This window comes from Pseudocoprococcus catus (assembly GCF_019734885.1).
Taxonomy (GTDB): domain Bacteria; phylum Bacillota; class Clostridia; order Lachnospirales; family Lachnospiraceae; genus Coprococcus_A; species Coprococcus_A catus.
The window spans coordinates 81,088-96,214 of sequence record NZ_JAAXCM010000031.1; the positions used below are offsets into that span (position 1 = coordinate 81,088).

Below are 15,127 nucleotides of genomic sequence, written 5' to 3' on the forward strand. Positions count from 1 at the left end.
TGATGGAGTGTGTCCTGTTTTGGGCACACGCTTGTTACTTGGCAGATGGTTTATTTCATGTTATCATAAAGAGAGTAAATATCTATGAAGCTATGGTCATTATGTCTATTGCGAAAGCGTAACAGTATTAAGAGAATATGAGTAAAGATAAGAAAAAAAGAAACACAGCTTACTTTCACCTCCCCGGGCTGTTTGAATTTTATGAATTGTATCGTATTTTTCTGTCCTTATTCCATGAGCACAGAGAATACTTTTATGACTGGTGTGCGATTGGCTCTATCTACGGAGCACCATCGGATTGCATCTGGGGCGGCGGCCGTGTGGAAGATGAAACCTGCGATCCGAGGGATGCTTTAGCCCTTATGCAGAAATATGACATCTCGGCAAGGCTTACTTTCAGTAATTCCCTGCTGGGAAAAGAGCATCTTTCAGATAAAAGATGTAATACTTTATGTGCATTGTTTTCAGAGAGCAGCCGTGTACAAAATGGCGTGATCATTCATTCGGATCTGCTGCTGGATCACCTGAAAGAGAATTATCCGAAATTATATTTCATTTCTTCTACAACAAAAGTGCTGACGGATTTTGAGGCATTCCGGCATAAGGTGGAGCGCGATGATTTTCGCTATGTTGTGCCAGATTTTCGTTTAAATAAACAGATGGATCAGCTGGATACATTGACACAGATACAGAAAGATAAAGTGGAGTTTTTGTGCAATGAATGCTGCTGGTTTGGCTGTAAGGACAGGAAAAACTGCTATGAAGCGGTCAGCCGCAGGAATCTTGGTGTAAATGCACCGGAACATCGCTGTAAGGCGCCTGACTCTGAGCAGGGCTATCGGTTTTCAAAGGCAATGATGAATCCGGGATTTATAGGGATTGATGATATCCAAAATATCTATATACCTATGGGCTTTTCCAATTTTAAGATCGAAGGGCGGGGGCTTGGCAGTGCACTGGTTCTGGAATTTCTGTTATACTACATGACAAAGCCGGAATATCAGTTAAACGTCAGAGAAGCCATTTATCTGGACAATATGCTGGATCTATTTTAAAAGCAAAATAACAAGTAATAAGGAAGCTAAAAATGCTTCCATGATATCCAGGAACAGGCAGAAGAAAATAAAAAATAAAACATCCCTGAAGCGTTTGGCGATGAGCCCGTTTCAGGGATGTTTTATTTTCTTCTGCCATCAGATATCACTGAGGCTTTTTATCTATTTATCAGCGTTTTTGTTGGCTACTTCAGCCATTTTCATTGCACGTACTTTTAATGGCAGACCGAACAGTGTGATGAATCCATCCGCATCGTGGTGGTCATAGAGGTCACCTGTTGTGAAGGATGCAAGAGATTCGCTGTACAGTGAATATGGGGAAGTTGTACCGGCTTTGATGATATTGCCTTTGTAAAGTTTGAATTTAACTTCACCTGTCACATATTCCTGAGTGGATTCAACAAATGCCTGAATTGCTTCACGTAATGGTGTGAACCATTTGCCTTCGTAGCATACCTGAGCCAGTTTGTTGCCCATTTCTTTCTTAACTTCTGCAGTTGCACGGTCAAGAACCAGTTCTTCCAGCTGCTGATGTGCTTCCATAAGAATTGTACCACCCGGTGTTTCATAAACACCACGGGATTTCATACCTACAACACGGTTTTCAACGATATCAACGATACCGATACCATGTTTGCCGCCAAGTTCATTCAGTGTACGGATGATGTCAGCCACTTTCATTTCTTTGCCGTTGACAGAAGTAGGAACACCTTTTTCAAATGTCATTGTGACATATTCCGGTTTGTCAGGTGCTTTTTCCGGTGGAGTAGTAAGCACAAGTACATGATTGTAGTTTGGCTCAAGAGATGGATCTTCCAGTTCAAGGCCTTCATGGCTGATGTGCCATAAGTTACGGTCACGGCTGTAGCTGCTGTCTGCGGAGAATGGAAGGTCGATGCCGTGTGCTTTACAGAAATCGATTTCATCCTGACGGGACTGCATTTTCCATACATCTGTCATACGCCATGGAGCGATAATCTTGATGTCAGGAGCCAGTGCTTTGATACCAAGTTCGAAACGGATCTGGTCATTACCCTTACCTGTTGCACCATGACAGATCGCAACAGCATTTTCTTTTCTTGCAATTTCAACAAGCTTCTTGGCGATACCAGGACGAGCCATGGAAGTACCAAGTAAATATTTGTTCTCATAAATTGCGTTGGCCTGAACACAAGGAACGATATAGTCTTCACAGAATTCATCAACGATATCTTCGATGTATAATTTGGAAGCGCCGCTCATTTTGGCTCTTTCTTCAAGACCGTCTAATTCTTCCCCCTGACCAACATTGATACAGCAGCAGATAACTTCATAATCAAATGTTTCCTTTAACCATGGGATAATGGCTGTGGTGTCAAGACCGCCTGAATATGCTAAAACAACTTTCTCTTTCATTTGTAAAATCCTCCTATATTAAAAAACATGTTCATTCATTTGTGATAATGCATACGCAAAAGTGAATATTTCTTGCGAGCACTCAATTAATATACACCAGAAGTATGAATAATGCAATAGTTTTTTTACAAAAAATGTATTTTTATTAATTTTGCATGCATAATTATGAAGAATTTTTTGATTTTTGTACTTTACTTAATTGAAGATATGTATTAATATAGATAGGTGTTGAACGAAAAATGAATAAACTGCCTTTTAGCGGTTTAAGATAAAGGAGTTATGAAAAATGATTAAAGCAGGAATTATTGGTTCCACCGGTTATGCCGGTCAGGAACTGGTTCGTCTTCTGATGCAGCATCCGGATGTTGAGATTGTCTGGTATGGCTCAAGAAGTTATATTGATCAGCAGTATGCAGATGTTTTTCAGAATATGTTTCAGATTGTAGATGCCAAGTGTATGGATGACAACATGGATGCACTGGCAGATGCGGCAGATGTTATCTTTACAGCAACACCACAGGGTTTATGTGCCTCTCTTGTGAATGAGGATGTTTTAAATAAGGTAAAGATTATTGATCTCAGCGCAGACTTCCGTATTAAAGACGTAGAAGTTTATGAGAAATGGTACGGCATTAAACACAAGAGTCCTTCCTATATTAAAGAAGCTGTATACGGACTCTGTGAGATCAATCGTGAAGACATCAAGAGGGCAAGACTGATCGCCAATCCGGGATGTTATACAACATGTTCTATTCTGACATGCTATCCATTAGTAAAGGAAGGCCTCATTGACCCGAATACCATTATCGTTGATGCCAAGTCCGGTACATCCGGTGCAGGCCGCGGTGCCAAGACGGCTAACCTTTTCTGTGAAGTGAATGAGAATATGAAGGCTTATGGCGTTGCAACACACAGACATACACCTGAGATTGAAGAACAGCTCGGTTATGCAGCCGGTTATCCGATCACCATCAACTTTACACCGCATCTTGTACCGATGAACAGAGGTATTCTGGCTACAGCGTATGCTTCTCTGAAAGAAGGCGTGACAGAAGAGCAGATCAGAGCGGCTTATGACAAATATTATGCCAATGAGAAGTTTGTCCGTGTATTGAAACCGGGTGTATGCCCTGAGACACGCTGGGTAGAAGGAAGCAATTATGTGGATGTCAACTTCAAAGTGGATCCGAGAACACATCGTGTCATTATGATGGGAGCCATCGATAACCTTGTCAAAGGTGCAGCCGGACAGGCAGTTCAGAACATGAACCTTGCCTTTGGTCTGGATGAGAGCACAGGTTTGAATCTTGTGCCTATGTTCCCATAAGAAAACGAAGGTAGAATATTAGAATGAATGATATTATAATAAGAACAATGACGATTGATGACTATGATGATGTGGCGGCGCTCTGGGCCGGTATCAAGGGCTTTGGTATCCGAAGCATTGATGATTCCAGAGAGGGCATTGAGCGATTTCTTCGCAGAAATCCCAACACCAGTGTGGTGGCGGAGATGGATGGCAAGGTTGTTGGTTCCATTCTCTGCGGACATGATGGCCGTCAGGGCTGTCTGTATCATGTCTGCGTGGATGCTTCATACAGACAGCACGGCATTGGCCGTAAGCTTGTAGCCAAAGCGATTGAAGCATTGAAGGCAGAGCAGATCAATAAGGTTTATCTGATCGCATTTACAAGAAATGAAGGAGGCAATGCCTTCTGGAAAAAGGTCGGCTGGCAGTGTCAGGATGATCGGAATTATTATGATCTGAACCTGAACGAGGCCAATATGACTGTGTTTAATGAATAAAAGAGGTGGCAGGAAATGGAATATATTGAAGGCGGCGTGACAGCAGCAAAGGGATTTAAGGCTTCCAGTGCAGCTGCAGGCATTAAATATCAGGGACGTACGGATATGGCCATGATCTACAGCGATGTACCATGTGTGGCTGCAGGCACTTTTACAACCAACATTGTAAAGGCTGCACCGGTAAAATGGGACAGGCAGGTTGTATATGAATCCGAACATGCACAGGCAGTCATCTGCAACAGCGGTATTGCCAATGCCTGTACAGGTGTGCAGGGAATGGCTTACTGCGAAGCTACAGCAGCGAAGGCTGCGGAAGTACTTGGTGTTCAGAAAGATGCTGTATTGGTGGCATCCACAGGAGTTATCGGTATGCAGCTGAAAATGGACAGAATTGAAGCAGGTATTGATATGCTGGTACCTGCCCTTGACGGAAGTATCGAAGCCGGTCATCTGGCAGCAAAAGCCATTATGACCACAGATACTGTTCCGAAGGAAGTCGCTGTGACATTTGAGATCGGCGGTAAGAAAGTGACCATGGGCGGCATGTGCAAAGGCTCAGGAATGATTCATCCGAATATGTGTACCATGCTTGGTTTTATCACAACAGATGCCAACATTTCCAAAGCACTGCTTCAGGAAGCACTCAGTGAAGATATCAAGGATACTTACAATATGGTCTCTGTTGACGGGGATACATCCACCAATGATACGGTGCTGCTTCTGGCGAATGGTCAGGCAGGCAATCCTGTGATCGATACAAAGAATGAAGATTACAAAGCTTTCTGTGAAGCACTTCATGCAGTGAATGCATGTCTCTGCAGAAAGATTGCAGGAGACGGCGAGGGTGCATCTGCACTTTTTGAAGTGAAGATCATCGGTGCCGAAACAAAGGAACAGGCAGTAACATTGAGCAAGTCTGTTGTGACATCCAGTCTTGTTAAGACAGCTATCTGCGGGCATGATGCCAACTGGGGCCGTATTCTTTGTGCCATGGGTTATTCAGGCGCACAGTTTGATCCTGAAAAAGTGGATTTGTTCTTTGAAAGTGCAGCCGGCAGGATTCAGATCATGAAGGACGGCGTGGCTGCAGATTACAGCGAAGAAGAAGCAACAAAGATTCTTTCCGAACCTGAGGTAACAGCCATTGCCGATATCAAAATGGGTAATAAGGAAGCCACAGCCTGGGGCTGCGATCTGACTTATGATTATATCAAAATTAATGCAGATTACCGTTCATAAGCGGCAGTTATAAGAAGGAGAAATAGAAATGGAAAAAGATATGAACCAGTATCTTTCAAAGGCTGAAGTACTGATTGAGGCCCTGCCTTATATTCAGCGATTCAACCGCAAGATTATCGTGATCAAATACGGCGGCAGTGCGATGATGAATGACGAATTGAAGAAGAATGTCATCGCCGATGCTGTTTTATTAAAACTTGTCGGATTCAAGCCGATCATCGTTCACGGCGGCGGCAAAGAAATCAGCCGTTGGGTGAACAAAGTAGGCATGGAAGCACGTTTTGTCAATGGCCTTCGTGTGACAGATGCGCCAACTATGGAAATTGCAGAAATGGTTCTGAATAAGGTGAATAAGAGCCTTGTCCAGATGGTTCAGGAACTGGGTGTCAAAGCAGTTGGTATCAGCGGCAAGGACGGCGGCCTTCTGAAGGTAAAGAAGAAATACTCCAATGGAGAGGATATCGGTTTTGTAGGTGAGATTACAGAAGTTACACCGAAGATTCTCTACGATTTACTGGAGAAGGATTTCCTTCCAATCGTATGCCCGATCGGTATGGATGAAGATTACAATACTTACAATATCAATGCGGATGATGCTGCATGTGAGATCGCAAAGGCTGTGAATGCAGAGAAACTGGCTTTCCTCACCGATATTGAAGGCGTTTACAAGGATCCGGAGGATCCGGATACACTGATTTCAGAGCTGACATGTGAAGAAGCTCATGCACTGATTGAAGAAGGGTTTATCGGAGGCGGTATGCTGCCAAAGCTCAACAACTGTATTGAGGCAATTGAAAACGGCGTTTCACGCGTACATATTCTGGATGGACGTATACCGCATTGCCTCCTTCTGGAAATCTTTACAAACAAAGGTATTGGTACTGCAATTTTGGGCAGTGAAGAAAGCAGGTATTATCATGAACAATAAAGAAATTATGGATTATGCAGAAGAGGCGATCATTCATACATATAATCGTTTTCCTGTTGTGCTTGATCACGGTGACGGCGTTTATCTTTACGATGTGGAAGGCAAAAAGTATCTTGACTTCGCAGCCGGGATTGCTGTATGTGCCTTTGGTTACAATGTCAAAGAATACAATGATGCCCTGAAGGCTCAGATCGACAAAATGATCCATGTGTCCAATTTGTACTATACACAGCCTATGGCAGAAGCAGCACACAAGCTGGTGAATGCCTGCGGCCTTAAAAAGGTGTTCTTTACCAACAGTGGTACAGAAGCCATTGAAGGTGCCATCAAGCTTGCCCGTAAGTATGCATGGACAAGAGATAACGGTTCCACAGATCATGAGATCATTGCCATGAACCATTCGTTCCACGGCAGAAGTATCGGTGCCCTTTCTGTTACAGGCAATCCGCATTATCAGGAAGCCTTCAAACCACTGATTGACAAGGTGGTGTTTGCTGAGTATAACAATTTAGATGATGTTGCTTCTAAGATCACGGATAAGACATGTGCTATTATTATGGAGACTGTACAGGGGGAAGGCGGTATCTATCCGGCTACACGTGAGTTTATCCAGGGTGTGCGAAAGCTCTGTGATGAAAAGGACATTCTGTTGATTCTTGATGAGATTCAGTGCGGTATGGGCCGTACAGGCAAGATGTTCGCTTATGATTACTACGATGTAAAACCGGATATCCTGACCGTTGCCAAAGCGCTGGGATGCGGTGTGCCAATTGGCGCCTTTGTTGCCGGAGAAAAGGTTGAGAAGGCATTAGTAGCCGGTGATCATGGCTCTACATATGGCGGCAATCCTTTAGCTACAGCAGCAGCGAATGCGGTATTTGATATGTTTGAAAGCCGTCACATCCTTGACAATGTCAACGAAGTAGGAGATTACCTGGGAGAAAAACTGGCATCATTAGTTGAGCGTTATGACTTCATCAAAGAAACAAGAGGTCTTGGATTGATGAGAGGTCTTGAATTTACAATCCCTGTTGGGGATATTGTTGCAAAATCCATTGCCAGCGGTCTTCTGATCATCTCCGCAGGTACCAATATCATCCGTTTTGTACCGCCGCTTGTGATCACAAAAGAGAATGTGGATGAAATGTATGAGAAACTGGACAAAGTCCTTTCAGAAGTCCAGTAATCTAAATAGACTCTCAGATGCATTTATATTATTAAGAAATTTTTAGTGTATAAGTGTCTATACAGATCAAGAAGAATCGGATTTCAAAAGAGATCCGGTTCTTTTTTTTGCATTTTGTGGTTTTGATGAAAAATACCCTTTAAAAAATTCAAAATAGAGAGGTTGACATAATCTGAATAATCGGGAATGGGAAAATTAAGGGAAAAATATAAAGGCTTCAATTATTTTTCTACTCTGAAAGTTGACATAATAAAGCTAAACTCAGATAACATAAAGCAAATTTCTAAAAAAAAGACTTGTCAAGCGGCACAATATATATTAAAGTGGATATTGGTATGTTTTTACATAAGTTTTACATAAGTAAAATCAAGGAGAAAAAAAGATGAATATTTCAGGTATGGTTTTGGGCCTTATAGGAGGTCTGGGTCTTTTCCTCTATGGTATGACGTTGATGAGTGACAGTTTGGAGAAGGCGGCTGGTGCCAAGCTCCGTGGGATTCTCGAATTGTTTACAAAGAACAGGTATGTGGGAATCATCGTAGGTATTGTGTTTACAGCGATTATTCAGTCCTCCAGTGCCGCAACAGTCATGGTTGTCAGCTTTGTTAATGCAGGCTTGATGACACTGTATCAGGCTATTGGTGTCATTTATGGTGCCAATATCGGTACAACTGTTACATCACAGCTTGTATCCTTTAACCTGTCCCAGTACGCACCGGTATTTATTATGGTCGGTGTTCTGATGCTGATGATCTTCAAGAACCCGACAGTGAAGAAGGCCGGAGAGGTTGTCATCGGTTTTGGTATTCTTTTCCTGGGTATCAGCACCATGTCATCTTCCATGGGAGCATTAAAGGAGCTGCCGGCTATTCAGAATCTTTTCATGTCTTTGGACAATCGCTTCTTTGCATTGCTTCTGGGACTTATTATTACGGCTATTGTACAGAGTTCGTCTGTGACCGTCAGTATTGTCCTTTTACTTGCACAGCAGGGGCTGCTTCCACTGAAGATTTGTTTCTTCATTATTCTTGGATGTAACATCGGTGCCTGTATGTCAGCGATGCTTGCCAGCCTCAGCGGTAAGAAAAATGCAAAGCGTGCAGCATTGATTCATTTGCTGTTCAACATTATCGGATCCATTATTATGGCGATTATCCTGCTGATCGGCTCAGACTGGATTGAAGCTTTGATCATGCATATTTCCGGCGGTAATCTTGGACGATGTGTAGCCAATACACATACAATCTTTAAAGTATTCCAGGTTATTATCCTGATGCCGTTTATGAGTTGGATCGTTAAGCTGACTTACCTCATCGTTCCGGGCGACGATAATGATGCACAGGACGAATATGAAATGAAGTACATCGGAGACGGCGACCGACTTTCATCTGCAACAGCCATTCCTCAGGTCTGCAGTGAGATCAATCATATGGGTGAAATTGCTATCAGTAATTTAGAGAATGCACTGGATGCCCTTTTGACAAAGGATGACAAAGCAGCCAAGGAAGTCTTTGAAGTTGAGAAACGTATTGACTATATGAACAAAGAGATTACAGATTATCTTGTTAAGGCCAATCAGATCAGTCTTCCGGTGGGTGACCGCAAGAAGCTGGGTGCTTTGTTCCATGTTGTCAGTGATATTGAGCGTGTAGGTGACCATGCGGAGAATATTGCAGAGGATGTTGAGAAGCTGATCGATATGAAAGAGGATATCAACGGTATGGCAGGCGATGAAATCCGCAAGATGCAGGAGATGACGGTGAAGATTCTCCATCTTTCGATGGATATGTTCAATCTTGAAGATGACAGCCATCTTCAGGATATTCTTGATCTGGAGAATGCCATTGATGAGAAGGAACGTGAACTTCAGAATCTTCATGTGAAATGTCTGACAGCGGGAGAGTGCACGGCACAGGTGGGTATGATGTTCTCGGATCTGGCATCCAACCTTGAAAGAGTTGCGGATCATGCGACAAACATTGCTTTCTCTATTCTTGAGGAGGATCCGGAAGGAGATAAACCACCGAAGGTTGAACTTGTATAATGCACGGTTAAAACCAAATCAACAGAAATTGAATATAAGACAACAAATGCCTGAGAGAAAAGGATGGATACATCTTCTCTCAGGCATTTTTGTAGATGTAGATTGCCGCAAGCGACCGCACTCGGCGCGAGAATGTGATTTGGCCCATTCTTTTCTACTGTACAGATAAACGAAAAGCTATTATAATAGGAAGAGATCAATGATATGCGATAAGAATAAATATCTGGAGGATGCAGAGAATGTCTGATGATAAACAGAATAGAAATACAAGGCAGAAATCAATGATTCTTGAATATCTCAAAGACAGGCAGGATACCCATGTGCGGGCGGAAGACATTATTCATGATCTGAATGAGGGTGAGGAACGGGTTGGCAAGACAACCGTATACAGAGTCCTGAAGTCTTTGGAGACAGAGGGCAAGATCCGCAAATACACATTAAGTGAAAAATCTCCGGCATGCTATCAATTCAGTGGCGGACATCCCGAATGCAGACATCATTATCACCTAATGTGCAGCGAATGCGGAAAGCTGATTCATTTTGAGAGTGATGGAATGCGGCAGCTGGCAGAAGAGATGATGTCAAGAGAAGACTTTGCCGTGGATGAGAGTAAAACAGTTTTTTATGGTTACTGCGGTGAATGCCGCAGAAAAATGCAGAATGGAGGAGAACATGAAGATAGATAGTTTAATTTTTGATCTGGATGGAACCCTTTGGGACTCATCAGAAGGAATCGTTGCCACATGGGCACTTGTACTGGAGAATTATCCGGAGATTCACAAGAAAGTGACAGCAGAAGAACTGGCATCCAACTTTGGACTTCCGCTTGAGCAGATTGCCCGCAATATGTTTCCGGATCAGCCGGAATCACTCAGACAACAGCTGATGGCCGAATGCGGTGAAAAGGAGAATCTGTATCTGGCAGAACATGGCGGCCTGCTTTATCCGAAATTGGAAGAAACCCTTCGGAATCTTTCGGAGAAATATCCCTTATTCATCGTGAGTAATTGTCAGGACGGCTATATTCAGAGCTTTTATTCCGGCAATCATACAGAGAAATACTTCAAAGACTGTGAATGCATCGGCGTCACCGGCAAATCCAAGGGTGAGAACATCCGACTTGTCATGGAGCGCAACGGCCTGAAAGCTCCGGTATATGTAGGTGACACCCAGGGAGATGCAGACGCAGCCACTCAGGCGGGCATCCCGTTCATCTATGCCGCTTATGGCTTCGGCCAGGTCAAAGCCTTCGATGCGGAAATACACACCTTTGAAGAACTGCTTGATATCGTGGAATAAGCAGAAGGAGATTTTTAGCAGATATTGAGTGGAGCTTTAAGTTTTGTGTAATAAAAATTTGACGCGATAAACAAAAGAGAGACTGCCGCATTTACTTTGATAAAGCATGTGCGGCAGAACTATATCTGAATGGATTCAAAAAGAGTTATTCGAACACAGGTGCTTCAACGTCGGCTGGTACTTTGGCAGTGTATTGTACTGCCTTATGTACCACTGCCAGACGTTGGCAACGAGAGTGTGCCTGTATTGAATAACTCTTTTTGAATCCATATATTGTTTGAGAAGCTGCACTGCATTATTCCATCATGCGGCAGTCTTATTTATGATTTAAACGTTAAAGCGGAACAGAATCACGTCGCCGTCTTTGACAATGTATTCCTTGCCTTCCATACCAACGATACCTTTCTCCTTGGCGGCAGCAAGACTTCCGTTGTCAAGAAGATCCTGATAGTTGACAACTTCTGCTTTGATGAAACCACGTTCAAAGTCTGTATGGATCTTGCCGGCTGCCTGAGGTGCTTTGGTACCTTTCTTGATAGTCCATGCACGACATTCATCTTCGCCGGCTGTAAGGAAACTGATCAGGCCGAGAAGACTATAGCTTGCTGCAACCAGTTTGTCAAGACCGCTGGAGGAAACACCCAGATCCTCCAGGTATTCTTTCTTCTCATCATCGTCGAGATCAGCAAGTTCCTGCTCGATCTGTGCGCAGATAACAAATACTTCTGCGCCTTCTTCTTTGGCCATCTCTCTGACTTTGGCAACATGAGGGTTGGATGCACCGTCATCTGCAAGATCATCTTCTGCAACATTGGCAGCGTAGATGGTTGGCTTAGCAGTCAGAAGATTATAATTCTTAAACCAGATCTGGTCATCTTCATCATCCGGAATTTCAAATGTTCTTGCCATTTTGCCATCTTCAAGATGTGCCTTAACAGCCTGTGCCAGTTCCAATTCCTTAGCATATGCCTTGTCCATCTTGGCCTGTTTGGAGATTTTGGAAATTCTTCTGTCCAGAATTTCGATATCAGAGAAAATCAGCTCCAGATTGATGGTTTCGATATCTCTGGCAGGATCGACAGATCCGTCTACATGAATGATATTGTCATCTTCAAAACAACGGACAACATGTACGATGGCATCTACTTCACGGATATTGGCAAGGAACTGGTTGCCCAGGCCTTCACCCTTGCTGGCACCCTTTACAAGACCTGCAATATCAACAAATTCGATGGTGGCTGGTGTTACCTTCTTTGTGTGATACAGTTCACCCAGTTTCACAATTCGTTCATCGGGAACAGCAACAATACCTACGTTTGGGTCGATGGTTGCAAACGGATAGTTTGCAGATAATGCTCCGGCCTTTGTCAGAGAGTTGAATAAAGTACTCTTACCGACATTTGGCAGACCCACAATACCTAATTTCATATCTATTTCCTCACTTTCAATGCAGTTTTCCGTATTATTTTAGCACAGTTCACATAAAAAGAACAGATATTTTATGACTTGATTTTTATAATAAAGCAGTTTACAATGAAATGAACGATAAAAGGAGGGCATAAGATGACAGGAGCAAGTATCCGGTTCCCGCATTTGGGGATCGTTATCGAACATCTGGATAAAAGTATTTCTATATTTGGTTTTAATATTGCTTATTACGGTATTATCATCGGCATCGGTATGCTGTGCGGTATAGCTATGGCGGTGCATGAAGCAAAACGGACGGGGCAGAACCCGGAAATGTATTATGATTTCGCATTATGTGCGATTGTTTCAGCTATCGTGGGCTGCAGGGTTTATTATGTGGCCTTTGAATGGTCCTATTACAGTCAGCATCCGTTGGAAATCCTGAATCTGAGACAGGGTGGTCTCGCTATTTATGGAGGCATTATTGGCGGATTCATCTGTATGGTTATTTTTTCGAAGATAAGGAAGGCTAGTCTGCTTTTGATGGCAGATACCGTTGCGCCGGCACTTTTGATCGGTCAGATTATCGGACGGTGGGGCAACTTTTTTAACAGAGAGGCCTTTGGCGGTTATTCAGACGGATTGCTGGCGATGCAGATTCGCGTAGATGAGGCAGCCTATACAACACAGGATCTGATGAACAAGGCAGTGACCATTGACGGGACACAGTATATTCAGGTACAGCCGACGTTTTTGTATGAGTCCCTTTGGAATCTGGGGGTCCTGATTATTATTCTTCTTTACAGAAAGCATAAGAAGTTTGACGGAGAGCTTTTTATGATGTATCTGTTTGGCTACGGTATTGGACGATTTATCATTGAGAGTTTCAGGACCGATCAGCTGCTTTTGCCATATATCGGGCTGCCGGTATCACAGGTGTTTTCAGCCTGCCTGGCTGTATTCGCCCTGATTGTGATGATTTACAAACGAAGCCGGTTAAAGAAGAGCATACACAAGAGCTAATTGAATACAACACAATCAAAAAGTACTGTCAGGTGGGGAGTGATCCCATGATCCTGCAGTGCTTTTTTTATGCGCACTCGCGCGAAGATGTAGATTGTCGCAAGCGACCGCGCTCGGCGCGAGAATGTGCCAAAGTACATTCTTTTATATAATTTTTTGCAATGCCAAAAGTTCACAAAAATTTAAAAGTAAATTTCTATTTTACCTATTGATATATTGATGTGAATAGTCTAAAATAAATAACATAAGTGGTGATTTGTGGTAAATAGTGGTTTAAAGTGGGATTAAACACCTTGATGTTGTGGCAGACACGAGGATTCCTGTAAAACAAAGGTGGACATGGAATGGATGGCTTTATTGGTGAGTACTATCATACAATAGATACAAAGGGCAGAGTGATCATTCCCCAGAAGTATAGAGAAGATCTGGGGGAGACTTTTATTTTGTCCAAAGGCCTTGACGGCTGTCTGTGGATTCACCCGATGGAAGAATGGCGGGAATTTACTGCAAATTTAAGAGAGTTATCTACCATTGATAAAGGCAGCAGACAGTTCAAGCGTTTCTTTATGTCAGGAGCAACAGAATGTGAATTTGATAAGCAGGGACGTATTCTTGTACCGGCTTCACTTCGCAAATACGCAGATCTCCAGAAGGATGTTGTACTGACGGGCATGGATACCCGTATTGAACTCTGGAGCGCAGAGAAATGGGATGTGGAGAGTGACCTGGATGACGAAGATATGGAAGCAGTTGCAGCCCATATGGCAAGTCTCGGTGTGAAGATATAGGAGGATATTATGACGTTTCAGCATTATTCTGTTTTACTGAATGAAACGATTGAACAATTAGATATAAAAGAGAATGGTATTTATGTGGATGGTACTTTAGGCGGGGGCGGACATGCCAACGCTGTTCTGCAAAGGTTAGGCGATGGCGGAAGGCTGATCGGCATTGATCAGGATGCCGCAGCGATTCAGGCAGCCGGTGAACGGCTGGCACCTTTCGGTGACAAAGTGACAGTTGTCAGAAGTAATTACAGTGCCATGCCGCAGGTACTTGAAGATCTGGGTATCCATGGTGTAGATGGAATCGTGTTGGATCTGGGTGTATCTTCTTATCAGCTTGATACTGTTGAGAGAGGATTTACTTACAGAGAAGATACTGTTCTTGATATGCGTATGGATCAGAGACAGACGAAGACAGCCAGAGATATAGTCAATGATTACACGGAGACAGAATTGTTCCACATGATCAGAGATTATGGTGAAGATAAATTTGCACGCAATATTGCCAAGCATATTGTGGCCGCCAGAGAGAAGAAGCCTATTGAGACAACCGGTGAGCTGAATGATATTATCAGAGCGGCGATTCCGGCGAAGGTCAGGGCAAAGGGCGGACATCCTTCAAAGAAGACGTATCAGGCGATTCGAATTGAGCTGAATCATGAACTGGATGTTTTGAAGAATACTTTAGGTCAGATGATTGATCTGCTGAATGATCATGGAAGAATATGTGTAATCACATTTCATTCACTTGAGGATAGAATTGTTAAAAATATATTCAATACCAGTGAGAAGCCATGTACATGCCCGCCTTCTTTCCCTGTATGTGTATGCGGGAAGAAATCAAAGGGCAAAGTGATTTCAAGGAAACCAATTCTTCCGAGTGAGGAAGAATTAACGGTGAACAGCCGTTCCAAGAGTGCGAAGCTCAGGGTATTTGAACGTATCAAAGAATAGATAACA

The 15,127-nt window shown here is 43.1% G+C and carries 14 protein-coding genes; 12 read left to right on the top strand and 2 right to left on the bottom strand.

The window, feature by feature from the left end; translation table 11 throughout:
- Positions 1–137 precede the first annotated feature (137 nt).
- Entirely contained in the window at positions 138–1,055 is a 918-nt protein-coding gene (locus HED67_RS08355) for a hypothetical protein (RefSeq protein ID WP_221718038.1), read from the top strand.
- Positions 1,056–1,217: 162 nt separating this feature from the next.
- Here HED67_RS08355 and HED67_RS08360 read toward each other — a convergent pair whose 3' ends face one another.
- A complete protein-coding gene (locus HED67_RS08360) occupies positions 1,218–2,450 on the bottom strand; it encodes an argininosuccinate synthase (protein WP_178438885.1) in 1,233 nt (410 codons plus the stop codon).
- Positions 2,451–2,736: 286 nt separating this feature from the next.
- Between HED67_RS08360 and argC the strand changes: the two genes are divergently transcribed.
- From argC to HED67_RS08400, 8 genes are all read left to right on the top strand, one after another.
- Positions 2,737–3,777 carry an N-acetyl-gamma-glutamyl-phosphate reductase gene (gene argC / locus HED67_RS08365; RefSeq protein ID WP_221718039.1) on the top strand — a complete coding sequence of 347 codons (1,041 nt, stop codon included), beginning with the start codon at positions 2,737–2,739 and terminating at the stop codon, positions 3,775–3,777.
- Positions 3,778–3,800: 23 nt separating this feature from the next.
- Positions 3,801–4,256, top strand: a complete 456-nt coding sequence (locus HED67_RS08370) for a GNAT family N-acetyltransferase (protein ID WP_246612159.1) — start codon at positions 3,801–3,803, stop codon at positions 4,254–4,256.
- 15 nt (positions 4,257–4,271) lie between these two features.
- Positions 4,272–5,495 carry a bifunctional glutamate N-acetyltransferase/amino-acid acetyltransferase ArgJ gene (gene argJ / locus HED67_RS08375; RefSeq protein WP_221718040.1) on the top strand — a complete coding sequence of 408 codons (1,224 nt, stop codon included), beginning with the start codon at positions 4,272–4,274 and terminating at the stop codon, positions 5,493–5,495.
- A 28-nt stretch (positions 5,496–5,523) separates the two neighbouring features.
- Complete coding sequence (gene argB / locus HED67_RS08380; protein ID WP_117528653.1) at positions 5,524–6,423, top strand: acetylglutamate kinase; 900 nt, start codon at positions 5,524–5,526, stop codon at positions 6,421–6,423.
- Complete coding sequence (locus HED67_RS08385; protein ID WP_221718041.1) at positions 6,413–7,609, top strand: aspartate aminotransferase family protein; 1,197 nt, start codon at positions 6,413–6,415, stop codon at positions 7,607–7,609. Before argB ends, HED67_RS08385 begins: the two co-directional genes overlap by 11 nt.
- Before the next feature lie 382 nt (positions 7,610–7,991).
- Positions 7,992–9,653, top strand: coding sequence for a Na/Pi cotransporter family protein (locus tag HED67_RS08390; protein WP_215633031.1), 1,662 nt, complete (start codon positions 7,992–7,994; stop codon positions 9,651–9,653).
- Positions 9,654–9,892: 239 nt separating this feature from the next.
- Complete coding sequence (locus HED67_RS08395; protein WP_178438904.1) at positions 9,893–10,339, top strand: Fur family transcriptional regulator; 447 nt, start codon at positions 9,893–9,895, stop codon at positions 10,337–10,339.
- Entirely contained in the window at positions 10,326–10,952 is a 627-nt protein-coding gene (locus HED67_RS08400; RefSeq protein WP_178438907.1) for an HAD family hydrolase, read from the top strand. The genes HED67_RS08395 and HED67_RS08400 overlap by 14 nt, the downstream gene beginning before the upstream one ends.
- Positions 10,953–11,279: 327 nt before the next feature.
- Here HED67_RS08400 and ychF read toward each other — a convergent pair whose 3' ends face one another.
- A complete protein-coding gene (gene ychF / locus HED67_RS08405; RefSeq protein WP_178438910.1) occupies positions 11,280–12,380 on the bottom strand; it encodes a redox-regulated ATPase YchF in 1,101 nt (366 codons plus the stop codon).
- Positions 12,381–12,515: 135 nt separating this feature from the next.
- On the opposite strand from ychF, the gene lgt reads away from it, so the two are divergent.
- The 3 genes from lgt to rsmH all read left to right on the top strand — a co-directional run bounded on the left by lgt (position 12,516) and on the right by rsmH (position 15,121).
- Positions 12,516–13,382, top strand: coding sequence for a prolipoprotein diacylglyceryl transferase (lgt, locus tag HED67_RS08410; RefSeq protein WP_221718042.1), 867 nt, complete (start codon positions 12,516–12,518; stop codon positions 13,380–13,382).
- 344 nt (positions 13,383–13,726) lie between these two features.
- The gene (mraZ, locus tag HED67_RS08415) at positions 13,727–14,170 is read left to right on the top strand and encodes a division/cell wall cluster transcriptional repressor MraZ (RefSeq protein WP_178441730.1); all 444 of its coding nucleotides are present in this window, start codon (positions 13,727–13,729) and stop codon (positions 14,168–14,170) included.
- Between the two features lie 9 nt (positions 14,171–14,179).
- A complete protein-coding gene (gene rsmH, locus HED67_RS08420; RefSeq protein ID WP_178441731.1) occupies positions 14,180–15,121 on the top strand; it encodes a 16S rRNA (cytosine(1402)-N(4))-methyltransferase RsmH in 942 nt (313 codons plus the stop codon).
- The last annotated feature ends 6 nt before the right edge of the window (positions 15,122–15,127 follow it).

What these genes read in the sequence shown, in the direction of transcription:
- HED67_RS08395 (WP_178438904.1), top strand. Translation starts at nt 9,893, where the DNA reads ATGTCTGATGATAAACAGAATAGAAATACAAGGCAGAAATCAATGATT.
- argC (WP_221718039.1), top strand. Translation starts at nt 2,737, where the DNA reads ATGATTAAAGCAGGAATTATTGGTTCCACCGGTTATGCCGGTCAGGAA.
- HED67_RS08360 (WP_178438885.1), bottom strand. Translation starts at nt 2,450, where the DNA reads ATGAAAGAGAAAGTTGTTTTAGCATATTCAGGCGGTCTTGACACCACA.
- argB (WP_117528653.1), top strand. Translation starts at nt 5,524, where the DNA reads ATGGAAAAAGATATGAACCAGTATCTTTCAAAGGCTGAAGTACTGATT.
- ychF (WP_178438910.1), bottom strand. Translation starts at nt 12,380, where the DNA reads ATGAAATTAGGTATTGTGGGTCTGCCAAATGTCGGTAAGAGTACTTTA.
- HED67_RS08355 (WP_221718038.1), top strand. Translation starts at nt 138, where the DNA reads ATGAGTAAAGATAAGAAAAAAAGAAACACAGCTTACTTTCACCTCCCC.
- HED67_RS08400 (WP_178438907.1), top strand. Translation starts at nt 10,326, where the DNA reads ATGAAGATAGATAGTTTAATTTTTGATCTGGATGGAACCCTTTGGGAC.
- argJ (WP_221718040.1), top strand. Translation starts at nt 4,272, where the DNA reads ATGGAATATATTGAAGGCGGCGTGACAGCAGCAAAGGGATTTAAGGCT.
- HED67_RS08385 (WP_221718041.1), top strand. Translation starts at nt 6,413, where the DNA reads ATGAACAATAAAGAAATTATGGATTATGCAGAAGAGGCGATCATTCAT.
- lgt (WP_221718042.1), top strand. Translation starts at nt 12,516, where the DNA reads ATGACAGGAGCAAGTATCCGGTTCCCGCATTTGGGGATCGTTATCGAA.
- mraZ (WP_178441730.1), top strand. Translation starts at nt 13,727, where the DNA reads ATGGATGGCTTTATTGGTGAGTACTATCATACAATAGATACAAAGGGC.
- HED67_RS08370 (WP_246612159.1), top strand. Translation starts at nt 3,801, where the DNA reads ATGAATGATATTATAATAAGAACAATGACGATTGATGACTATGATGAT.
- HED67_RS08390 (WP_215633031.1), top strand. Translation starts at nt 7,992, where the DNA reads ATGAATATTTCAGGTATGGTTTTGGGCCTTATAGGAGGTCTGGGTCTT.
- rsmH (WP_178441731.1), top strand. Translation starts at nt 14,180, where the DNA reads ATGACGTTTCAGCATTATTCTGTTTTACTGAATGAAACGATTGAACAA.